General features: G+C 62.1%; 18 protein-coding genes. 15 read left to right on the top strand and 3 right to left on the bottom strand.

The annotated features are described in order from the left end of the window. Nucleotides 1-598 precede the first annotated feature (598 nt). From gyrA to CSQ91_RS20130, 15 genes are all read left to right on the top strand, one after another. The gene (gyrA, locus tag CSQ91_RS20200; protein WP_099389419.1) at nt 599-3,277 is read left to right on the top strand and encodes a DNA gyrase subunit A; all 2,679 of its coding nucleotides are present in this window, start codon (nt 599-601) and stop codon (nt 3,275-3,277) included. 105 nt (nt 3,278-3,382) lie between these two features. Next, on the top strand, nt 3,383-3,967 hold the full coding sequence (locus tag CSQ91_RS20195) for a DUF2059 domain-containing protein (protein WP_070257570.1): 585 nt from the start codon (nt 3,383-3,385) through the stop codon (nt 3,965-3,967). Between the two features lie 24 nt (nt 3,968-3,991). After that, nucleotides 3,992-5,083, top strand: coding sequence for a 3-phosphoserine/phosphohydroxythreonine transaminase (serC, locus tag CSQ91_RS20190; RefSeq protein WP_092611450.1), 1,092 nt, complete (start codon nt 3,992-3,994; stop codon nt 5,081-5,083). Between the two features lie 82 nt (nt 5,084-5,165). Next, nucleotides 5,166-6,236 carry a prephenate dehydratase gene (pheA, locus tag CSQ91_RS20185; RefSeq protein ID WP_070257597.1) on the top strand — a complete coding sequence of 357 codons (1,071 nt, stop codon included), beginning with the start codon at nt 5,166-5,168 and terminating at the stop codon, nt 6,234-6,236. Between the two features lie 44 nt (nt 6,237-6,280). Continuing rightward, nucleotides 6,281-7,387: a histidinol-phosphate transaminase gene (gene hisC, locus CSQ91_RS20180; RefSeq protein WP_034782010.1), complete on the top strand. Its 1,107-nt coding sequence runs from the start codon at nt 6,281-6,283 to the stop codon at nt 7,385-7,387. Nucleotides 7,388-7,391: 4 nt separating this feature from the next. Then, entirely contained in the window at nt 7,392-8,300 is a 909-nt protein-coding gene (locus CSQ91_RS20175; protein WP_170846462.1) for a prephenate dehydrogenase, read from the top strand. 18 nt (nt 8,301-8,318) lie between these two features. After that, nucleotides 8,319-9,674 carry a 3-phosphoshikimate 1-carboxyvinyltransferase gene (gene aroA / locus CSQ91_RS20170; RefSeq protein ID WP_099389418.1) on the top strand — a complete coding sequence of 452 codons (1,356 nt, stop codon included), beginning with the start codon at nt 8,319-8,321 and terminating at the stop codon, nt 9,672-9,674. 15 nt (nt 9,675-9,689) lie between these two features. Further along, nucleotides 9,690-10,358 (top strand): (d)CMP kinase, encoded by a 669-nt coding sequence (cmk, locus tag CSQ91_RS20165; RefSeq protein ID WP_070257574.1) that lies wholly within the window; start codon nt 9,690-9,692, stop codon nt 10,356-10,358. A gap of 141 nt (nt 10,359-10,499) precedes the next feature. Next, nucleotides 10,500-12,212, top strand: coding sequence for a 30S ribosomal protein S1 (rpsA, locus tag CSQ91_RS20160; protein WP_071650172.1), 1,713 nt, complete (start codon nt 10,500-10,502; stop codon nt 12,210-12,212). A 17-nt stretch (nt 12,213-12,229) separates the two neighbouring features. Next, nucleotides 12,230-12,535 carry an integration host factor subunit beta gene (locus tag CSQ91_RS20155; RefSeq protein WP_008446215.1) on the top strand — a complete coding sequence of 102 codons (306 nt, stop codon included), beginning with the start codon at nt 12,230-12,232 and terminating at the stop codon, nt 12,533-12,535. Between the two features lie 254 nt (nt 12,536-12,789). After that, entirely contained in the window at nt 12,790-13,092 is a 303-nt protein-coding gene (locus CSQ91_RS20150; RefSeq protein WP_034751796.1) for a LapA family protein, read from the top strand. A 46-nt stretch (nt 13,093-13,138) separates the two neighbouring features. Then, nucleotides 13,139-14,314: a lipopolysaccharide assembly protein LapB gene (lapB, locus tag CSQ91_RS20145; RefSeq protein WP_034782020.1), complete on the top strand. Its 1,176-nt coding sequence runs from the start codon at nt 13,139-13,141 to the stop codon at nt 14,312-14,314. 79 nt (nt 14,315-14,393) lie between these two features. Next, nucleotides 14,394-15,761, top strand: a complete 1,368-nt coding sequence (locus CSQ91_RS20140; protein ID WP_070257575.1) for a UDP-glucose dehydrogenase family protein — start codon at nt 14,394-14,396, stop codon at nt 15,759-15,761. Continuing rightward, complete coding sequence (rfaE1, locus tag CSQ91_RS20135; protein WP_052140095.1) at nt 15,758-16,711, top strand: D-glycero-beta-D-manno-heptose-7-phosphate kinase; 954 nt, start codon at nt 15,758-15,760, stop codon at nt 16,709-16,711. Before CSQ91_RS20140 ends, rfaE1 begins: the two co-directional genes overlap by 4 nt. A gap of 166 nt (nt 16,712-16,877) precedes the next feature. Next, nucleotides 16,878-17,588 (top strand): ComEA family DNA-binding protein, encoded by a 711-nt coding sequence (locus tag CSQ91_RS20130; protein WP_034782026.1) that lies wholly within the window; start codon nt 16,878-16,880, stop codon nt 17,586-17,588. An 86-nt stretch (nt 17,589-17,674) separates the two neighbouring features. Here CSQ91_RS20130 and CSQ91_RS20125 read toward each other — a convergent pair whose 3' ends face one another. The 3 genes from CSQ91_RS20125 to CSQ91_RS20115 all read right to left on the bottom strand — a co-directional run bounded on the left by CSQ91_RS20125 (nt 17,675) and on the right by CSQ91_RS20115 (nt 21,152). Next, nucleotides 17,675-18,520, bottom strand: coding sequence for a sterol desaturase family protein (locus CSQ91_RS20125; RefSeq protein ID WP_099389417.1), 846 nt, complete (start codon nt 18,518-18,520; stop codon nt 17,675-17,677). Nucleotides 18,521-18,597: 77 nt separating this feature from the next. Next, nucleotides 18,598-19,356, bottom strand: a complete 759-nt coding sequence (locus tag CSQ91_RS20120; RefSeq protein WP_034782027.1) for a PEPxxWA-CTERM sorting domain-containing protein — start codon at nt 19,354-19,356, stop codon at nt 18,598-18,600. A gap of 230 nt (nt 19,357-19,586) precedes the next feature. Beyond that, the gene (locus CSQ91_RS20115) at nt 19,587-21,152 is read right to left on the bottom strand and encodes a phospholipase D family protein (RefSeq protein WP_099389416.1); all 1,566 of its coding nucleotides are present in this window, start codon (nt 21,150-21,152) and stop codon (nt 19,587-19,589) included. Nucleotides 21,153-21,203: the final 51 nt, after the last annotated feature.

Below are 21,203 nucleotides of genomic sequence, written 5' to 3'. Positions count from 1 at the left end.
GTGCCAAGATTTTATCATGTAGACCATATGCGCTCGTTTCAGATTGCGAAACTAGCAATTAACTTCCCAGTCATTTTGCCACACGCATCAGGGGCACACGACCGTGGTTAAATCAAAGCTTGCCCGATTTTAGACCGTGCGTTGTTTTTGCGCAACGAAAATGCCCATTTGTAACGCGCCTGTAACAATTGATCGCTTTTTTTGCCTCTTTTAAGGGCAGGTATCTTGAACTGATATTGCCATTGTGCATTATCGACAGGTCAACGTGCACGTCCCCGGTGCAAACTGCCAATCTTGTTGGTATGGCCAATTTGTACAGGTAGCTGGGCGCGCATGCTAAAATCGTGCGCTTGACTGTTAAGAGTGTCGAGCAAATGCCCACGGCGGCACTGCATGGCCAGGACGTACCCTTGCGGTACCCGTACTGGCCGTGCCGCCAGCCCGCCGATTTGTCTGGCACTCTGCGACATGGAAGCCGGGCCGCGCCAGCAGCGCGCGGCGCGGCGTCCACGACGACAGCCACCCAGGATATGCAGTATTGCGTCATACATTGCGTAACAGATAAGTTAACCACAGCCTGAGATCAGTCGAACCGCCAATGGATCAATTCGCAAAAGAAACAATTCCTATTTCCCTCGAAGAAGAGATGCGCAAGAGCTACCTCGATTACGCCATGAGCGTGATCGTCGGTCGCGCCTTGCCCGATGCGCGCGATGGCTTGAAGCCAGTGCACCGCCGCGTCTTGTTCGCGATGCATGAAATGAATAACGTGTGGAACCGCCCTTACGTCAAGTGCGCCCGCGTGGTCGGCGAAACCATGGGTAAATACCATCCCCACGGCGATGCCTCGATCTACGACACGCTGGTGCGCATGGCGCAAGATTTTTCGCTGCGCTACATGCTCGTCGATGGCCAGGGCAACTTCGGTTCCGTCGACGGCGACGGCGCCGCGGCGATGCGTTACACCGAGTGCCGCCTGGACAAGATCGCCGGCGAACTGCTGGCCGATATCGACAAGGATACCGTCGACTTCCAGCCCAACTACGATGGCAAGGAAAAGGAACCGACGGTCTTGCCGACGCGTATCCCGAACCTGCTGATCAATGGCTCGTCCGGTATCGCCGTCGGCATGGCGACGAACATTCCGCCACACAACATCACCGAAGTCATCGACGGCGCGCTGCACGTGCTGCGCAACCCCGATTGCACGATCGATGAATTGATCGAGCTGATCCCGGCGCCGGACTTCCCGACGGCCGGCATCATCTATGGCGTGTCCGGCGTGCGCGACGGCTACCGCACGGGCCGCGGCCGCGTGGTCATGCGCGCCAAGACCCACTTCGAAGAATACGGCAAGGATGGCGGCCGCATCGCCATCATCGTCGACGAACTGCCATTCCAGGTCAACAAGAAGTCCTTGCTGGAACGCATCGCTGAAAACGTGCGCGACAAGAAGCTCGACGGCATTTCCGACATCCGCGACGAATCCGACAAGTCGGGCATGCGCGTGGTGATCGAGCTGAAACGGGGCGAAGTGCCGGAAGTGGTGCTGAACAATCTGTACAAGCAGACCCAGTTGCAGGATACCTTCGGCATGAACATGGTGGCCCTGGTCGATGGACAGCCGAAGCTGCTGAACCTCAAGCAGATGCTGCAGTGCTTCCTGTCGCACCGCCGCGAAGTGGTGACGCGCCGTACCGTGTTCGAACTGCGCAAGGCGCGCGAACGCGGCCACGTGCTCGAAGGCCTGGCTGTCGCGCTGGCCAACATCGATGACTTCATCGCCATCATCAAGGCTGCGCCGACGCCGCCGATCGCCAAGGTCGAGCTGATGGCCAAGGCCTGGGATTCGTCCGTCGTGCGCGAAATGCTGGCCCGCACGGGCGACGGCACGACGCCAGGCGGCATCGATGCCTACCGTCCCGAAAACCTGCCGAAACACTATGGCATGCAAACGGATGGCCTGTACAAGCTGTCGGACGACCAGGCGCAGGAAATTCTGCAAATGCGCCTGCAGCGCCTGACCGGCCTGGAGCAGGACAAGATCGTCAACGAGTACAAGGACGTGATGGAGCATATCGCCGACTTGCTCGACATCCTGGCTAAGCCTGAACGCGTGACCGTCATCATCACCGATGAAATGACGGCGGCGAAGAACGAATACGGCATTGGCAACAAGGACGCGCGCCGCTCGCAGATCGAGTTGAACGCGACCGACCTGGAAACGGAAGACCTGATCACGCCGCAGGACATGGTCGTGACCCTGTCGCACACCGGCTACATGAAGGCCCAGCCGATCACCGAATACCGCGCGCAGAAGCGCGGTGGCCGCGGCAAGCAGGCCATGGCGACGAAAGAGGAAGACTGGATCGACCAGCTGTTCATCGCCAACACGCACGACTACATCCTGTGCTTCTCGGATCGTGGCCGCATGTACTGGCTGAAGGTGTGGGAAGTGCCGCAAGGCTCGCGCAATTCGCGCGGCAAGCCGATCGTCAACATGTTCCCGCTGCAGGACAACGAAAAGATCACCGTGATCCTGCCGCTGTCGGGCGAGAACCGCACGTTCCCGGAAGACCATTACGTGTTCATGTCGACCAGCCTCGGTACCGTCAAGAAAACGCCGCTGAAGGACTTCAGCAATCCACGCAAGGCCGGCATCATCGCGGTCGACCTGGACGACGGCGACTTCCTGATCGGCGCGGCGCTGACCGACGGCCAGCACGACGTGATGCTGTTCTCCGATTCGGGCAAGGCAGTGCGCTTCGATGAAAACGATGTGCGTCCGATGGGCCGTACGGCGCGCGGCGTGCGCGGCATGAACCTGGAAGAAGGCCAGCACGTGATCGCCCTGCTGGTGGCCGAGAACGAGCAGCAATCGGTGCTGACGGCAACGGAAAACGGCTACGGCAAGCGTACGCCGATCACCGAGTACACGCGCCATGGCCGTGGCACGAAAGGCATGATCGCCATCCAGACCAGCGAACGCAACGGTAAAGTGGTTGCCGCGACCCTGGTCGATACCAGCGATGAAATCATGCTGATCACCACCGGTGGCGTATTGATCCGCACCCGCGTGTCGGAAATCCGCGAGATGGGCCGCGCGACGCAGGGCGTGACCCTGATCGCCGTGGAAGACGGCACCAAGCTATCCGGCCTGCAGCGCGTGGTGGAAACGGATATCGACGAAGTCGAACTGACGACGGAGGCGGGCACGGAGGCCGCGCCGGCGGCGGCCGACCCGGTCGATCCGGCCGATCCGGCCCAGCCGGAGTAAGATGATTGGGGCTCTTTCGGGAGCCCCAATTGCTATTGGCGCGCCAGTTGCGGCGCCAGCCTGCGTGTCCCATTTGTTCCCCGCTTTTATAAAGTCCCGCATGCCATGAGAAAAATCGTTGCCACCTTCTTTGCCGCGTTTTCGCTGGCCTTCCTTGCGACCCTGCCGGCCCTGGCCCAGAGCACGCAAGCCACGCCTTCGCGCCAGGCGGCGCCCAGCCCCGCCATGAAAGTGGCAGTGCGGCGCATGCTCGACGCGATGCAGTTCCCGCAACTGACGCGCAATATCTTCGACCAGATGCTGCAATCGGTGCCCGCCATGATCCGCCAGTCGGCGCAGCAGCAAATCAACGGCAACCCGAAGCTGGACGAGCAGCGCAAGGCGCGCGCGCTGGCCAGCGCCGAAGAGGAAATTCCCCTGGCCATCGCCACCCTGACGCAGGTGCTGGCCGATCCGACCCTGATCGATGAATTGGGCGATGAAATGGTGCCCCTGTACGCGCGCTTTTACACGGTGCCGGAAGTCGAGCAGCTGACGGCCTTCTACAAGACGCCGCTGGGCCGCAAGATGCTGGCCACCATGCCGCAACTGTCCGCCGAATCGATGGCCATCAGCCAGCGCGTGCTGATCCCCCGCGTGAACGCCGTGCTTGACCAGGTCATGCGGGCGGCCACGCAGTCGCCCCAATAATTTCATTTTACTAAGGACCGTATCGTGACCCATATCTACAACTTCTCCGCCGGCCCCGCCGTCCTGCCCAAGGAAGTGCTGGCGCAAGCGGCCGCCGAGATGCAGGACTGGCATGGCAGTGGCATGTCGGTGATGGAAATGAGCCACCGTGGTCCCGAATTCATTTCCATCTACCAGCAGGCCGTGGCCGACCTGCGCGAGCTGCTGGCCGTGCCCGCGAACTACAAAATCTTGTTCCTGCAGGGCGGTGGACTGGGCGAGAACGCCATCATCCCGATGAACCTGGCGGGCCTGGCCGCGCAGCAGCCGGCCACCGTGGACTTCGTGCACACGGGTTCGTGGTCGGGCAAGTCGATCCAGGAAGCGGCCAAGTATGCGAACGTCAACGTGGCCGCGTCGTCCAAGGCTGCCCGTTTCACGGGCGTGCCGCCAGTCTCCGAATGGAAGCTGACGCCAGGCGCCGCCTACCTGCATATCTGCACCAATGAAACCATCGACGGTGTGGAATTCCAGCAGGCGCCAGACGTGCCGGCAGGGACCACCATCGTGGCAGACATGTCCTCGCACATTCTGTCGCGCGTGATCGACGTGTCGCAATACGGCGTCATCTTCGGCGGCGCGCAGAAAAATATCGGCCCGGCGGGCCTGACCCTGGTCATCGTGCGCGAAGACTTGCTGGGCAAGGCCTTGCCGATCTGCCCGTCGGCCTTCGACTGGACCATCGTTGCCGAACATGAGTCGATGTACAACACGCCGCCCACCTACGGCATCTATATCGCCGGCCTGGTTTTCCAGTGGCTCAAACGCCAGGGTGGCGTTGCAGCCATGGAACAGCGTAATATTGAGAAAGCGGCGCTGCTGTACGCGGCGCTCGATGCGGACGACTTCTACCAGAACCGGGTCGACCCCGCATACCGCTCGCGCATGACCATCCCGTTCTATCTGCGCGACGAAAGTCTGAACGATGCATTCCTGGCTGGCGCCAAGCAGCGCGGCCTGCTGCAACTGAAGGGCCACAAGTCCGTCGGCGGCATGCGTGCATCGATCTATAACGCGATGCCGATCGAGGGCGTGCAAGCCCTGGTCAACTATTTGAACGAGTTTGCCGGACGCTGAGTCGCCTAGACGACCGCGCCGGCCCGCCGCCGGCGCAGGCCGCGCGGCCATGATTGAAGTACAGCTGACGAAACAAACCACCATGACCGATAAATTGAAACCGCTGCGCGAACAGATCGATGCGATCGACGCGCAAATCCTCGAGCTGCTGAACCGCCGCGCGCAAATCGCCCAGCAAGTGGGCCATGTGAAGGCCGAGACGCAGGCGCCCGTGTTCCGTCCCGAGCGCGAGGCGCAGGTGCTGCGCGGCGTGGCCGAGCGCAATCCCGGCCCCATGGGCGACCGCGAAGTACAGACCATCTTCCGCGAAATCATGTCGTCCTGCCGCTCGCTGGAAAAGCGGGTCACCGTGGCGTATCTGGGCCCGGCCGGCACCTTCAGCGAACAGGCCGTGTATCAGCAGTTCGGCAGCGCCGTCGAAGGCTTGCCGTGCGCATCCATCGATGAAGTGTTCCGTTCCGCCGAAGCGGGAACGGCGGACTTCGGCGTGGTGCCGATCGAGAATTCCTCGGAAGGCGCCGTCAACCGCACGCTCGACATGATGCTGCAGACGAGCCTCATCATCAGCGGCGAGGTGGCGATCGCCGTGCACCACAGCCTGATGACGAAGAGCGGCAACATGGACGGCGTTACCTCCATCTGCGCCCATTCGCAGGCGCTGGCGCAGTGCCAGGTGTGGCTGAACCAGAATTATCCGCACGTCGCGCGCCACGCCGTGGCATCGAACGCCGAAGCGGCCCGCATGGCCGGCGAAGATGGCACGGTGGCCGCGATTGCCAGCGAACTGGCCGGCGCGCAGTACAAGCTGGGCGTGGTCAAGGGCCATATCCAGGACGACCCGCACAACCGCACGCGCTTTGCCGTCGTGGGCACCTTGCAGACGGCGCCGTCGGGCAAGGACCAGACGTCGCTGGTGCTGGCCGTGCCGAACAAGGCGGGCGCCGTGTACCAGTTGCTGGCGCCCCTGGCGAAACACGGCGTGTCGATGACGCGCTTCGAGTCGCGCCCGGCGCGCATGGGCAGCTGGGAGTATTATTTCTATGTCGATGTGGAAGGCCACGTGCACGACGCGGCCGTCGCCCAGGCGCTGGCCGAGCTGCAAAGCAATGCGGCGTTTTTCAAGGTGCTGGGGTCGTATCCGGTCAGCCTGTGAAACTGTAGCTATTCTTACAATCACCCACTTTTTTAAAGAACACCATGTCTAAAAATATCGGTCCAGAATACGTCCGCGCCATCGCCCCTTACCAGAGCGGCAAACCGATCGCGGAAGTCGCGCGCGAATTCGGCCTCGACGAGGCAGCCATCGTCAAGCTGGCGTCGAATGAAAACCCGTACGGCATGCCGGAATCGGCCAAGCAGGCGATGATCGCCGCCATCGATGACCTGGGCCGCTACCCGGACGCCAACGGCTTTGACTTGAAAGCCGTGCTGTCGAAGCGCTATGACGTGCCGGCCGACTGGATCACCCTGGGCAATGGCAGCAACGACATCCTGGAAATCGCCGCGCACGCCTTCGTGCAGCATGGCGAATCCGTCGTGTACTCGCAGTATTCGTTCGCCGTGTACGCGCTGGCCACGCAAGGCCTGGGCGCGCGCCACATCGTCGTCCCGGCGCAAGCCTACGGCCATGACCTGGACGCCATGGCGGCGGCGATTGCCGACGACACGCGTCTGGTTTTCATCGCCAACCCGAATAACCCGACCGGCACCTTCCTGACGGCGGCGCAGCTCGAAGCCTTCCTGCAGAAAGTGCCGGCGCATGTGGTCGTCGTGCTGGACGAGGCCTACAACGAATTCCTGTCGGCCGACGACCAGTACGAGTCGACGGCGTGGGTGCGCCAGTATCCGAACCTGGTGGTCTCGCGCACCCTGTCGAAGGCCTACGGCCTGGCCGGCCTGCGCATCGGCTTCGCCATCGCCCAGCCTGTGCTGACGGACCTGATGAACCGCATCCGCCAGCCGTTCAACGTCAACTCGCTGGCGCAGGCGGCCGCGATTGCCGCCCTGAACGACAAGGCCTTCCTCGAGCAAAGCGCGCGCAACAACGCGGCCGGCTACCAGCAGTTTACGGAAGCGTTTACGCAACTGGGCCTGGAATACGTGCCGTCGCACGGCAATTTCGTGCTGGTCAAGGTGGGCGACGACGATGGCGCCGGCGCGCGCGTGAACCTGGCGCTGCTCAAGCAGGGCGTGATCGTGCGTCCCGTGGGCAGCTATGGCTTGCCGCAATGGCTGCGCATTTCCATCGGCCTGCCGCAGGAAAACGCCATCTTCATCGCCGCGCTGACGAAAGCGCTGGCCTGACGATATGACGACGCCTGCACTGAACAAGGTAGTCATCTTTGGCGTAGGCCTGATCGGCGGTTCGTTCGCGCGCGCCCTGAAACATGCGGGCGTGGCGGCCACCGTGGTCGGCATGGGCCGCTCGCAGGCGTCGATGGTGCGCGCGCTCGAACTGGGCATCATCGATGAAATCGGCGGCGACATGGCGCAAGCCTTGCATGGCGCCGATCTGGTGCTGCTGGCCGCGCCCGTGGCGCAAACGGGCGCCATCCTGGCAGCCATCGCGCCGCACCTGCAGCCGGGCACCATCGTCACCGATGCGGGCAGCACGAAAAGCGACGTGGTGGCGGCCGCGCGCGCGGCGCTGGGTGGAAAAGTCGGGCAATTCGTGCCGGGCCACCCGATCGCGGGGCGCGAGACGAATGGCCCCGACGCCGCCATCATCGATCTGTATCAGGGCAAGAAAGTGGTGCTCACGCCGCTGGCGGAAAACGCCGCGGCCGACGTGGCGCGCGTGGCGGCCGCGTGGCGCGCCTGCGGCGCCATCCTGCATACCTTGAGCCCCGAAGAGCATGACAAGGTGTTTGCCGCCGTCAGCCATCTGCCGCATTTGCTGGCCTTTGCGCTGGTCGACGACATCGCCAACAAACCGCACGCGGGCCTGCTGTTCCAATACGCGGCCAGCGGCTTTCGCGACTTTACGCGCATCGCTGGCTCATCGCCGGAAATGTGGCGCGACATCAGCCTGGCCAACCAGCCGGCGCTGCTGCACGAACTGGACGCCTACCTGGCGCAGTTGACGACCTTGCGCGCCCATCTGGCCGCGAATGACGGCGCCGCCATCGAAGGCGTGTATGCGAACGCCCAGCACGCGCGGCAGCAATGGATCGAGGCGATTGAAACGGCGGAAGTGCCAGCCTTGCCCTCACGATAAATACTCAAGGATTCCAGCATGACCCAGACCAAGCACTACCCCCACCATATCGATTTGAAGCCGGTGATGCATGCCGAAGGCACGGTGCGCTTGCCCGGCTCGAAAAGCATTTCCAATCGCGTGTTGCTGCTGGCCGCGCTGGCCAAGGGCACGACGAAGATCGTCGACCTGCTCGCCTCCGACGACACCTTCGTCATGCTGACGGCATTGACGTCGCTGGGCGTGAAATGGACGCAGGACGAGCTGACGGGCGATCCGGCCACGGCGCATCAGATCCACCACGTGGACGGCTGTGGCGGCGTGTTCCCGCACCACGAGGCGGACCTGTTCATGGGGAACGCCGGCACGGCGATCCGCCCGCTGACGGCGGCGCTGGCCGTGATCGGCGGCGACTATACCCTGCATGGCGTATCGCGCATGCACGAGCGCCCCATCGGCGACCTGGTCGACGCGCTGAACGCCGTCGGCACGCAGATCGAATACACGGGCGAGCAGGGCTTCCCGCCGCTGCGCATCCGCCGTGGCCACATCCACGCGCAGCGCATCGCCGTGCGCGGCAACGTGTCGAGCCAGTTTTTGACGGCCCTCCTGATGGTGGCGCCGCTGATGGCGCGCGACCATGCTGTCACCATCGATGTGACGGGCGAGCTGATTTCGAAGCCGTACATCGAGATCACGCTGAACCTGATGCGCCGTTTCGGCGTGACGGTCGAGCATGACGGCTGGCAGTCGTTCACCGTGCAACCGGGCCAGCAATATCAAAGCCCGGGCACCATCCACGTGGAAGGCGATGCGTCGTCGGCCTCGTATTTCCTGGCGGCCGGCGCCATCGGCGGCGGTCCCGTGCGCGTGGAAGGCGTGGGGCGCGACAGCATCCAGGGCGACGTGCGCTTCGTCGAAGCCTTGCAGCAGATGGGCGCGACCATCACCATGGGCGAGAACTGGATCGAAGCCCGTTCGAACGGCGTATTGAAAGCCGTCGACATGGATTTCAACCATATTCCCGACGCGGCCATGACGATCGCCGTGGCCGCCCTGTACGCGGACGGCACCAGCACTTTGCGCAATATCGCCAGCTGGAGGGTCAAGGAAACGGACCGCCTGGCCGCCATGGCAACGGAATTGCGTAAACTCGGCGCGGAAGTGGAAGAGGGCGCCGATTACCTGCGCGTGACGCCGCCGGCCGAGATTCTTGCCGCCACCATCGACACGTATGACGACCACCGCATGGCCATGTGCTTCTCGCTCGCCTCGCTGGACGGCGCCGCGCGCCGCGGCAATGAGATGCGCATCAATGACCCGAAATGCGTGGCCAAGACCTTCCCCGAGTATTTCGCCGCGTTTGCGGGGATTGCAAAAGACACCCTGATTTAATTGATTGCTCATACTATGCCGACCTCCCACATCCCAGTCATCGCCATCGACGGCCCCACCGCTTCCGGCAAGGGCACGGTGGCGCACCGCGTGGCCGACAAGCTGGGCTTTCATTACCTGGACTCGGGCGCGCTGTACCGCCTGACGGCCTTGAGCGCGCTGCGCCGCGGCACGGACTTGCGCGACGAGCACGCGCTGGCCAAGCTGGCCGAACACTTGCCTTGCCATTTTGCGGGTGGCGAGATCCTGCTGGCGCATGAAAACGTCACCGAGCAGATCCGTGCCGAAGAGGTGGGCAATACGGCGTCGAAGATTGCCGTATTGCCAACGGTTCGCCATGCCCTCGTGGGCTTGCAGCTGGGCTTTCGCAAGACGCCGGGCCTGGTGGCCGACGGGCGCGACATGGGCACGGTGATCTTCCCGCATGCGCAATTGAAGGTCTTCCTGACGGCCAGCGTCGAGGCGCGCGCGCAACGGCGCTACAAGCAATTGATAGACAAGGGTTTTTCTGCTAATATGGAAGACCTTCTGATGGATTTGCAGGCGCGGGACGAACGTGATACTCACCGTGCGATTGCGCCGCTGGTCCCCGCGGAAGGGGCGCATGTCCTCGATACCTCGGCCATGACAGCTGATGAAGCTGTCGAAACCGTGTTGAAATGGTATGCCGCAGTTGCAAAATAAGCAGCAAAATAGCGTGTATTGATGTGTAGTGCATGCTATGTGGTGCCCGTTGACGGCTCCTGGCCTGTCCGGGTGTGTCAAAAACCTAACCCAGTTTAAGTCGCATTGTGCGATCTCTGCTGGATAACCTGTGTGAACCCTATGTCTACTGTTACAACTAACGAATCTACCGGTATGGAAAGTTTTGCTGCGCTCTTCGAGGAATCGTTGTCGCGTCAAGATATGCGCTCCGGCGAAGTTATTTCCGCTGAAGTCGTGCGCCTCGACCACAATTTCGTGATCGTGAACGCTGGCCTCAAATCCGAAGCATTCATCCCTGTCGAAGAATTCAAGAACGACCACGGCGAACTGGAAGTCAAAGTTGGTGACTTCGTTTCCGTGGCGATCGAATCGCTGGAAAACGGTTTCGGCGATACCATCCTGTCGCGCGATAAAGCCAAGCGTCTGGCTTCGTGGCTGGCTCTGGAAAAAGCGATGGAATCGGGCGAAATCGTCGTCGGTACCGTCAATGGTAAAGTCAAAGGCGGTCTGACCGTGTTGACCAACGGTATCCGCGCATTCCTGCCGGGCTCGCTGGTTGATACCCGTCCTGTCAAAGACACCACCCCATTCGAAGGCAAAACCCTCGAATTCAAAGTGATCAAGCTGGATCGCAAGCGCAACAACGTGGTTCTGTCCCGCCGCGCCGTCATCGAAGCTTCGATGGGCGAAGAGCGTCAGAAACTGATGGAAACGCTGAAAGAAGGCACGGTCGTGACCGGCGTCGTCAAAAATATCACCGACTACGGCGCGTTCGTGGATCTGGGCGGTATCGATGGCCTGCTGCACATCACCGACCTGGCATGGCGCCGTGTACGTCACCCGTCGGAAGTACTGACGGTTGGCCAGGAAATCACCGCCAAAGTCCTGAAATACGATCAAGAGAAAAACCGTGTTTCGCTGGGCGTGAAACAACTGGGCGACGATCCTTGGACCGGTCTGTCCCGTCGTTACCCACAAAGCACCCGTCTGTTCGGTAAAGTAACGAACCTGACCGACTACGGCGCGTTCGTTGAAGTGGAACAGGGTATCGAAGGTCTGGTACACGTTTCCGAAATGGACTGGACGAACAAAAACGTTGCTCCTAACAAAGTTGTCCAGCTGGGCGACGAAGTAGAAGTAATGGTTCTGGAAATCGACGAAGAGCGTCGTCGTATTTCGCTGGGCATGAAACAGTGCAAAGCCAATCCATGGGACGACTTCGGTGTTACCCATAAGAAAGGTGACAAAGTCCGCGGCGCGATCAAATCGATCACCGACTTCGGCGTGTTCATCGGCCTGGCCGGCAACATCGACGGTCTGGTGCACCTGTCCGACCTGTCCTGGACCGAAACCGGCGAAGAAGCCGTGCGTCGCTTCAAGAAAGGTGACGAACTGGAAGCCATCGTTCTGGCCATCGACGTTGAGCGCGAGCGCGTTTCCCTGGGCGTCAAGCAACTGGAAGGTGACCCATTCAACAACTTCGCAGCCATGAACGACAAAGGCTCGCTGGTAACCGGTACCGTTAAATCGGTTGAGCCTAAAGGCGCCGTGATCCAACTGTCCGAAGAAGTTGAAGGCTACCTGCGCGCTTCCGAAATCTCGCGCGACCGCGTTGAAGATGCTGGTACGCACCTGAAAGTCGGCGACACCGTCGAAGCAATGGTGTTGAACATCGACCGCAAAGCCCGTGGTATCCAACTGTCGATCAAAGCGAAAGACAACGTTGAAACCCAGGAAGCTATGCAAAAAATGGCAGCTACCGACAACAACGCAGCTTCGGGCACCACCAGCCTGGGCGCCTTGTTGAAAGCTAAGTTCGATAACAAGAACTAAGACTGCGGATACGGCAGATGACAAAGTCCGAGCTGATCAACCGCCTCGCTGAGCGTTATTCTCAGCTGGTGGCGAAAGATGCGGAGTATGCCGTCAAGACCATTCTCGATGCGATGACCAACGCCCTGGCGACCGGTCAGCGTATCGAGATCCGCGGTTTTGGCAGTTTTGCCCTGAACAGCAGGCCCCCGCGCATCGGCCGCAACCCGAAGTCCGGCGACAAGGTGATGGTTCCCGAAAAACGGGTACCCCACTTCAAGCCAGGCAAACAGTTGCGCGAGCGGGTGGACGCGATGGTCGGGCAACCGATTATCGAGGATTAATCGTCTGCTGGAAGGCGACATAGAAAGCGGCGTCCTTGGATGCCGCTTTTTTTTGTTAATATGCTGAGAATGCCTGACATCAGCTACTGCGCGTCGCGCTTTGCGGCCTGCGATGCTCACCGTACTTCAGTACGGTTGCGCTTCTCGGACCAAAGGGGGGGCCGAGCCTCGCTGACGCTCGCTACGGTTTGATCAGCGCTCTACGTTTGTGTCATGTGGCACGGGCATTTTTTTTGTTCACTCTGGACCTATCGATGAAAATCATCTCCACCATCGTTGGCTGTGTTCTTTTCGTCCTGTTCTTCAGTTTTGCGCTGAAGAATGCGCAGGTTGTCGACCTGCATGTTTTCCTCAATTATGAAATTCGCGGTCCCCTGGTCTTGATGCTGCTGGGCTTTTTTGTCGCCGGCGCCAGCCTGGGCGTACTGGCGCTGACGCCGACCGTGTTCCGTCACCGCCGCGAAGCGACCAAGCAAAAAACCACCATTGCCGCGCTGCAGACCGTTGGCGTGGCCAGCAATGTCCAGCCGCAACCGGACAGCGTGAGCGCGCAGTAAGCGGCGCCATCGCTCCTATCTCTCTTACTCGAATAAAAACAATCGCATGGATTTTGAACTCTGGTGGCTCTTGGGTATCCCGGTGTTTTTCGCGCTGGGCTGGATTGCCGCGCGTGTGGACATTCATCAACTGGTGTCCGAATCGCGCAGCCTGCCGCGCAATTACTTCAAGGGCTTGAATTTCCTGCTCAATGAACAGCATGACAAGGCCATCGATGCCTTCATCGAAGTCGTCAAGCTGGACCCGGAATCGGCCGATATGCACTTTGCGCTGGGCAATCTGTTCCGCCGCCGCGGCGAAACGGAACGCGCCATCCGCGTGCACCAGAATTTGCTGGCGCGCCCGGACCTGCCGCTGGAACAGCAGGGCCATGCCGCCTATGAGCTGGGCATGGATTACCTGAAGGCAGGCTTGCTGGACCGCGCCGAAGAAACCTTCAACAGCCTGGTCGACACGCAATATGCGGCCCAGGCGCGCCGCGCGCTGCTGGAAATCTACCAGCGCGAAAAGGAATGGCCGCGCGCCATCGAAGCGGCCGTGGGCTTGCAGGAATCGGGCGCCGGCGCGCGCCAGAAGGAAATCGCCCAGTTCTATTGCGAACTGGCACATGACGCCCTCGTGCACATGAAGCCGGACGACGCCATGCCGCTGCTGGAAAAAGCCTTGCAGACGGATCGCAAGAGCGTGCGTGCCACCATCCTGACGGGCGACGTGCTGCTGGCGCGCGGCGACGTGGAAGGCGCGCTGACCACCTGGCGCCGCGTGGAGCAGCAAAGCGTGCCGCACGTAGCCCTGGTGGCGCAGCGCCTGATGGACGGGTATACCAAGGTCGGCCGTGCGCAGGAAGGCGTCAACCTGCTGCGCTCCTACCTGGAAGAGGCGTCGTCGATCGACCTGATCGAAGTCGTCTTCAAGGCCGTCATCGAGCTCGACGGCGTGGAAGCGGCGAAGCAGCTGGTCAGCGCCGAGCTGCGCCGCACGCCGACCCTGCTGGGCCTGGATAAACTGCTGGAAGCGCGCATGATGGATGCGCCGGCCGCCATCTGGTCCGAGCTGTCGATGGTGAAAAACCTCGTGCACGGCTACACGCAGAAGCTGGCCCGCTACCAGTGCAGCCACTGCGGCTTCAAGGCGCGCCAGTTCTACTGGCACTGCCCTGGCTGCAACAAGTGGGAGACTTACCCACCACGCCGCACAGAAGAACTCAATGTCATGAACTGATTCGTACACGTCACCTTGCCCTGAGCAATGTGGCGTGTACTTCTATGTAAGACCTGCTTTTTATCCATACGGTACATCCATGAAAATCACCATTATCGGCACCGGCTATGTTGGCCTCGTGACCGGCGCCTGCCTGGCGGAGCTGGGCAACGACGTCTTTTGCCTCGACCTGGACGCACAGAAGGTCGCCTTGCTCAACAGCGGCGGCATCCCCATCCATGAACCTGGCCTGGAAGAAGTCGTGGCGCGCAACCGCGCCGCCGGCCGCATGACCTTTTCCACCGACGTCGAGGCTGCTGCCGCGCACGGCGTGATGCAATTCATCGCCGTCGGCACGCCGCCCGATGAAGACGGCTCGGCCGACCTGCAATACGTGCTGGCGGCCGCGCGCGGCATCGGCAAGTACATGACGGACTTCAAGGTCATCGTCGACAAGTCCACCGTGCCCGTCGGCACAGCCGAAAAAGTGCGCGCCGCCATCCAGGGCGAACTCGATGCACGGGGCGTGGCCGCCACGTTCTCGGTGGCGTCGAACCCGGAATTCCTCAAGGAAGGCGCTGCCGTCGAAGATTTCATGCGCCCCGACCGCATCGTCATCGGTGTCGATGCGACGCCAGACGGCGAGCGCGCGCGCGAATTGCTGAAAAGCCTGTATGCGCCGTTCAACCGCAACCACGAGCGCACCTACTGGATGGATGTGCGCTCGGCTGAATTCACGAAGTATGCGGCCAATGCCATGCTGGCCACGCGCATCTCGTTCATGAATGAACTGGCGAACCTGGCCGACAAGGTGGGCGTCGACATCGAGGCCGTGCGCCACGGCATCGGTTCCGACCCGCGCATCGGCCACAGCTTCCTGTACGCCGGCTGCGGCTATGGCGGTTCCTGTTTCCCGAAAGACGTGCAGGCGCTCGAGCGCACGGCGCGCGGCCATGGACAGGAACTGCTGATCCTGCGCGCCGTCGAAGCCGTCAACGACCAGCAGAAGCAGGTGCTGGGCCGCAAAGTGGTCACTCGCTTCGGCGCCGACCTGACGGGCCGGCATTTCGCCGTGTGGGGCCTGGCCTTCAAGCCGAATACGGACGACATGCGCGAAGCGTCGGCCCGTGTCCTGCTGGCGGACTTGCTGGGACGCGGCGCCACCGTGGCCGTGTATGACCCCGTCGCCATGGCCGAGGCGCGCCGCGTGCTGCAACTGGACTTGACGCCGGAGCAACTGGCCAAGGTGCGCTTTGCCGACAGTCCGAAGGATGCGCTGCAGGACGCCGATGCGCTGGTCATCGTGACCGAATGGAAAGCCTTCCGCAGTCCCGATTTCGAGCAGATCAAGGCGCGCCTGAAGCAGGCCGTGATCTTTGACGGGCGTAACCTGTTCGAGCCGGCCGTCATGGCCGAGAATGGCATCGAATACCACGGGATCGGTCGCTCGATCCTGACGCGCGCATGAGCGCCCAAGAGGTGGTCGCCTTGACGGCGCCGGCCGCATTGGCCCAGGTACGCCTGCTGGTGGTGGGCGATGTGATGCTGGACCGCTACTGGTTCGGCGATGTCAGCCGCATTTCGCCGGAAGCGCCCGTGCCCATCGTGCGCATCGAGAAGCGCGAAGAGCGCCTGGGCGGCGCGGCCAACGTGGCGCGCAACGCGGCCGCGCTGGGCGCGAAGACGAGCTTGCTGGGCGTGGTGGGCGACGACGAGGCCGGCAGCCAGGTCGAGCGCCTGCTCGAAGGCGGCGGCATCCACAGTTATCTGCAGCGCGATGCGGCCATTTCCACCATCATCAAGCTGCGCGTGATCGGCCGCCAGCAGCAGATGCTGCGCATCGACTTCGAAGATGCGCCCAGCGATACGGTGCTGCGCGACAAACTGGCGCAGTTTAATGCCCTCTTGCCGCACTACGATGTGGTGGTCCTGTCCGATTACGCCAAAGGCAGCCTGGTGAACGTGGCCGAGATGATCAAGGCGGCGAGAAAGGCCGGCAAGATCGTCATGGTCGACCCGAAAGGCGATGATTTCAGCCGCTATTCTGGTGCGTCAGTACTCACTCCGAACAAGTCTGAACTGCGCCGCGTGATCGGCAGCTGGAACACGGAAGAGCAACTCACGGAGCGCGCGCAGCAGATGCGCGCGCAACTGGGCCTGGACGCCTTGCTGCTGACGCGCTCGGAAGAGGGCATGAGCCTGTACACGGCCGATGAGGTGGTGCACATGCCCACCGATGCGCGCGAAGTGTTCGATGTCTCGGGCGCCGGCGACACGGTGATCGCCACCATGGCGGCCATGCTGGGCGCCGGCATGAGCCTGGGCGACGCCGTGCGCACGGCCAACCGCGCCGGTGGCATCGTCGTCGGCAAGCTGGGCACGGCCACCGTCACCCGAGAAGAGCTGTTCCCGCAGTAAATATGCTGTATCACCTGCGCCGGTCTGTTTGATCTGGCGCAGGTTTCCCCACCGTTTCGCTGTCCCGTCTTGTCAACCGTATCACGCCACAGCCGTTAAAGCCGTTAAGGCGCTGTTCCTCCTTTGCGTTCGAGTCATCTTGAAACCACATTACGGAGAGATACCCATGTTCAAAAAAATACTGCTGGCCATCGCCACCCTGATCGCGACGATGGGCTTTGCCTTTGCCCAGGTCGATGTCAACAAGGCGGATCAGGCGGCACTCGACAGCGTCAAGGGCATCGGCCCCGTCACGTCGAAAGCCATCATCGATGAACGCGCCAAGGGCGGCGCCTTCAAGGATTGGGCTGATTTCGAAACACGCGTGAAGGGCATCGGCCCGAAAAGTTCCGTGAAGCTGTCGGAAGCGGGCTTGCAGGTGAATGGCCAGGCCAAGTCCGGCGCGCCAGCGGCGCCCGCTCCGGCGGCGAAAGCTGCCCCGGCAAAAAAGGACGCTGCTGTGAAGGAAGTTGCAGCGAAAGAAGCCGCACCGAAACCAGCTGCTGCGACCGACACCGCTGCGGCGCCAGCCAAGACAGCTGCTGAAACGAGGAAGGAAGCTGCTGCCGCCAAGAAAGAAGCCAAGGCCGCCGCCGCTGCCGCGAAAAAAGAAGCCGCCGCCGCCAAGGTAGTGCCTGCAGCAGCCGTTGCTCCTGCTGCAGCGGCGGCCGATGCCGCCCCCGTGAAAACGGCTGCCGAAACGAAGAAGGAAGCCGCTGCCGCGAAGAAAGCGGCAACGGCCGCCAAGAAAGAAGCCAAGGCTGCGGAAGCGGCTGCGAAGAAGGAAGCCAAACTGGCTGCTGCCGACGCGAAGAAGGCCGAAGCCGAGAAAAAGTAAGCGTGTCGTTGTGAAGCGTGTTGCGTGGTGGTGCCGCGCAGCACGAGAAGAAAACCCCGCGTGGTACCGGCCGCGCGGGGTTTTTTTTATTCCGCAGCCTGGACTTCCGGCTTGCCAGTGCGCCTGAATGGCGCAGCCAGTTGCCCCGCCAGCGTCTGCGGCATGGCGGCCTCGATGCCGCAGGCGGCCGGCCAGGCGCGCGGCAAGTGATATGTGCCGAACAGCCGGTCCAGCACGGGTAAGGTAGAGGCGTAGTTGCGGTTGATGTGCTCGAATTTGCTGTGATGCCAGTGGTGGAAGGCGGGCGTGGCCACCAGCCATTCCAGCGGGCCGAAGCGCCAGCGCAGGTTGGCGTGGATGAAGAAGCCCCATACGGTGCCGATCAGCAACAGCAGTACGGGGGCAGCGCTGCCTGCCGCACTTGGGCCGGCCAGGCCCAGCAGATACAGGGGTGTCAGGCCGAACAGGCGCGTGACGACCATGTCGACTGGATGGGTGCGCGTATTGGCGAGGAAATACAGCTGTTCCGTGCTGTGGTGCACGGCATGGTAGCGCCACAGCCATGGAATTTCATGGCTGAGCCGATGGCCCCAGTAAGTGCCGACTTCGCCGATCAGCAAGCCCAGCAGTATCTTGCCCCACAGGGGCAGGGCAGACAGGGCGGCGGGGATGGCATCCGGCAGCAAGCGCTGGCCAGCGACGGCGATCAGGGCCAGCGGCGCGGCCAGCAAGGCGGCCGGCAGCAGACTGCTGATGAAATAAAAGCCCAGGTCGCTGAACAGTTCCGTGCGGGCACGCCCCGCGTGACGCTCGCCAAAGAAGCGCTCGAGCGGCACGAAAATCACGGCCAGGAGCACCAGCCACAGGACCAGGCGCAGCACATCGATGGCGATGCCGGGCAGGTGGGTTTGCAAGGTGTGCAGCAGGCTCATTTCATTCCATCAGGTAAGAACAAAAAAAATCCGGACAAAGCTGGGCTGGTCCGGATTCTGTTATGTGCGCTGGCGGCTCAGACTGCAACAACAGCCTTGCGGCGGCGCGCCATGAAGCCTAGCAAGCCCAGTCCACCGATCAGCATGCCCCAGGTCGATGGTTCCGGCACGGCCGACACCAGCGATACGCCATCGAGCAGCATGAACGGTGGAGCGCCCGTCGGGCTGCCCTTGGCCATGAACGACAGCAATTCGCTGCTGTTCGTGGCCGTGAAGGTCATGCTGGCCTGGTGCCAGCCCGTGAAGCCCTGGCTGACGTTGGCCAGCGATGCCGTCTGCTGCTTGCTGCTGCCCAGCGCAACGTCCCAGTAATTGACGAGGTTATCGCCGCGGAAGCCCACTTGCTGGCCCGCGCCATACGAAAAACTCAGGGTGTAGGCATGGCCGGCCACCAGACCGCTGACCAGCTGCGTGACGGGACCAGGGAAATAATCCCAGTCGGCAGCCAGCACATTGCCGCCCGTGGGGCTGACACCCAGGCCGTTTTTCGGTCCCGCGCCGCTATACGAATTCGGGCCCCACAAGGCCAGCGCCGTCGCGGCGTTGGTGTCGTCGATGTTGTTACCGTTCAAGACAAAGTTATAGCCCTTGCTGGACCAGTCGCTCAGGTAGGTGCGGTCCGCGCGGGCGTAGCTGCCTTCGTTCAGCTGTTTCGAGGTGCCATTGCTGGTCAGTTCGAAATCGCCATTCTTGACCAGGTTGGTTGTGGCGGCCTGGGCAGCAGTGACGCACAGGGAAGCGGCGGCCAGCGCCAGCAAGATAGATGTTTTACGCATGATAAAGCTCCAAAAGTGACAGGGTAGTGTTGCAGTCTGTCGGCGAGCTTTTGGCCAACGTTGGATTCAATCGCGGAAGGGCGAGAAAGGTATTGCGGAGACAGCGGTGGTGTCTCGTTGAAGCGATTATAGCAGCGTTTGGTAAAACGGCATCTAACATGTTTTGAAAACAACAAATATTTTTAGATGGCAATCTTGCCAGGATTAAAGTTTTTACATGCCATGCGCGCCTACAGCTGCGACTCGATCGGCAGCCAGCGCATTACGCACACCAGCATGCGGCGCCAGATGCCTGCTTCCGGGTCGTGCGTCCACACCTTGGCTGGCTCTTCTGTGGCGTCGGACCAGCGCAGGGCACCGTTCTCAAGGAGCAAACGATAGCTGGTGTCGCTAGCCGTCGAGTGCAGGAACAGCGTGCGCATGTCGGCCGCCAGTGCGGCGTCGTTGAACAGCACGCCCATCTCCGTATTCAGCTGGGCCGAGCGGGGATCGAGGTTGAAGGAGCCGACGAAGCCCCGCTGGCCGTCGACCACCACGGCCTTGGTATGCAGGCTGGCGCGGCTCGAACCCATCAGGCTGATGCGCTTGCGGTGCAGGGTCTTCAATTCATACAGCTCGATGCCGCCGCCCAGCAGCTCCTGGCGGTAGCGCGCATAACCCGCATGCACGAGGGCCACGTCGGTGGCGGCCAGCGAGTTGGTCAGTACCTGGACCTTGACGCCGGCCGCGACTTTTTCGCCCAGGGTCTGCGTCAGCGCCGTGCCGGGCACAAAATAAGGCGAGGTCAGCAGCGCTTCTTCGCGCGCGTCCGTCAACAGGGGCAGCAAACTGTGCATGAGCCAGTGTTCGCTGCGTTGCAAACTGGCCACCGGCGCGGCTTTTTCCGGCGGGTCCGACAGCACTTGCACTTGCCCGCTCCAGTGCAGGCGTATCCGGCCGTCGAGGTGGGCTTGCAGCTGGCCCGTATCCGTCAGCTGCCGCAGGTAGGGCGAGGCGCCCAGTTCGCCCGTGAGCGCGTCGAGGCGGGCGCGCACAGCCTGCAATTCCGGCGCGCCCGCGTCCTTGCCAGCATGCAAGGCGCTGATGGGGATGACGGCGCGGCTGTTCCAGAAGCGGTCGAAGATATCGCTCGTCTGCTGCACGGCGGGTCCCACCAGCAGCAAGTCTGCATCCTGGAAATTGACTTGCTCGGCGGCATCAAAGTATTCATCGCCGATATTGCGCCCGCCGACGAGGGCCACCCTGCCATCGACGATCCATGCCTTGTTGTGCATGCGCCGGTTCAGGCTGACGGCGCGCAAGGCCATTTCCACGGCGCGCAGCCAGATGCCGTCGCGGTTGCGGCTCGGATTGAAGATGCGCACGTCGATCAGCGGGTGGCTGTCGAGTGCGAGGATGGCGGCGTCCTGGCCGCGCGCATTGATATCGTCGAGCAACACGCGCACGCGCACGCCGCGGTCGGCCGCGCGCAGCAGTTCGCGCACCAGCAACCGTCCCGTGACGTCGTTATGCCAGATGTAGTACTGCAGGTCGAGGCTGCGTCCCGCTTCGCGCGCGCTCAGTGCGCGCAGGGCGAACGCTTCCAGATTGTCGTCGATCAGGGCCGTGCCGCTGTGGCCCGGGCGTTGCGCCAGTTGCGGCGCCAGCACGCGGTCGAGCAGGGTGGCGTCTGCCGCCACCGGCAGGGCCGTGCCAGGCGCGCCCAGCGACCGCTCGGCGAAACGCCCATAGCTGTACAGGGCGGCGATGCTGAGCACGGCAAACATGGTGGCCAGCAGCAGCAACTTGATGAACATGCGGCGCACCGTCAGCGGGCCGCGGACATGCTGCGGCGCGAGGAAAGCTTG

It is taken from the genome of Janthinobacterium sp. BJB301 (assembly GCF_002735685.1).
Taxonomy (GTDB): domain Bacteria; phylum Pseudomonadota; class Gammaproteobacteria; order Burkholderiales; family Burkholderiaceae_D; genus Janthinobacterium; species Janthinobacterium lividum.
The sequence above is the reverse complement of the archived record's forward strand: the minus strand, read 5'-3'. Positions and strand labels throughout refer to the sequence as shown.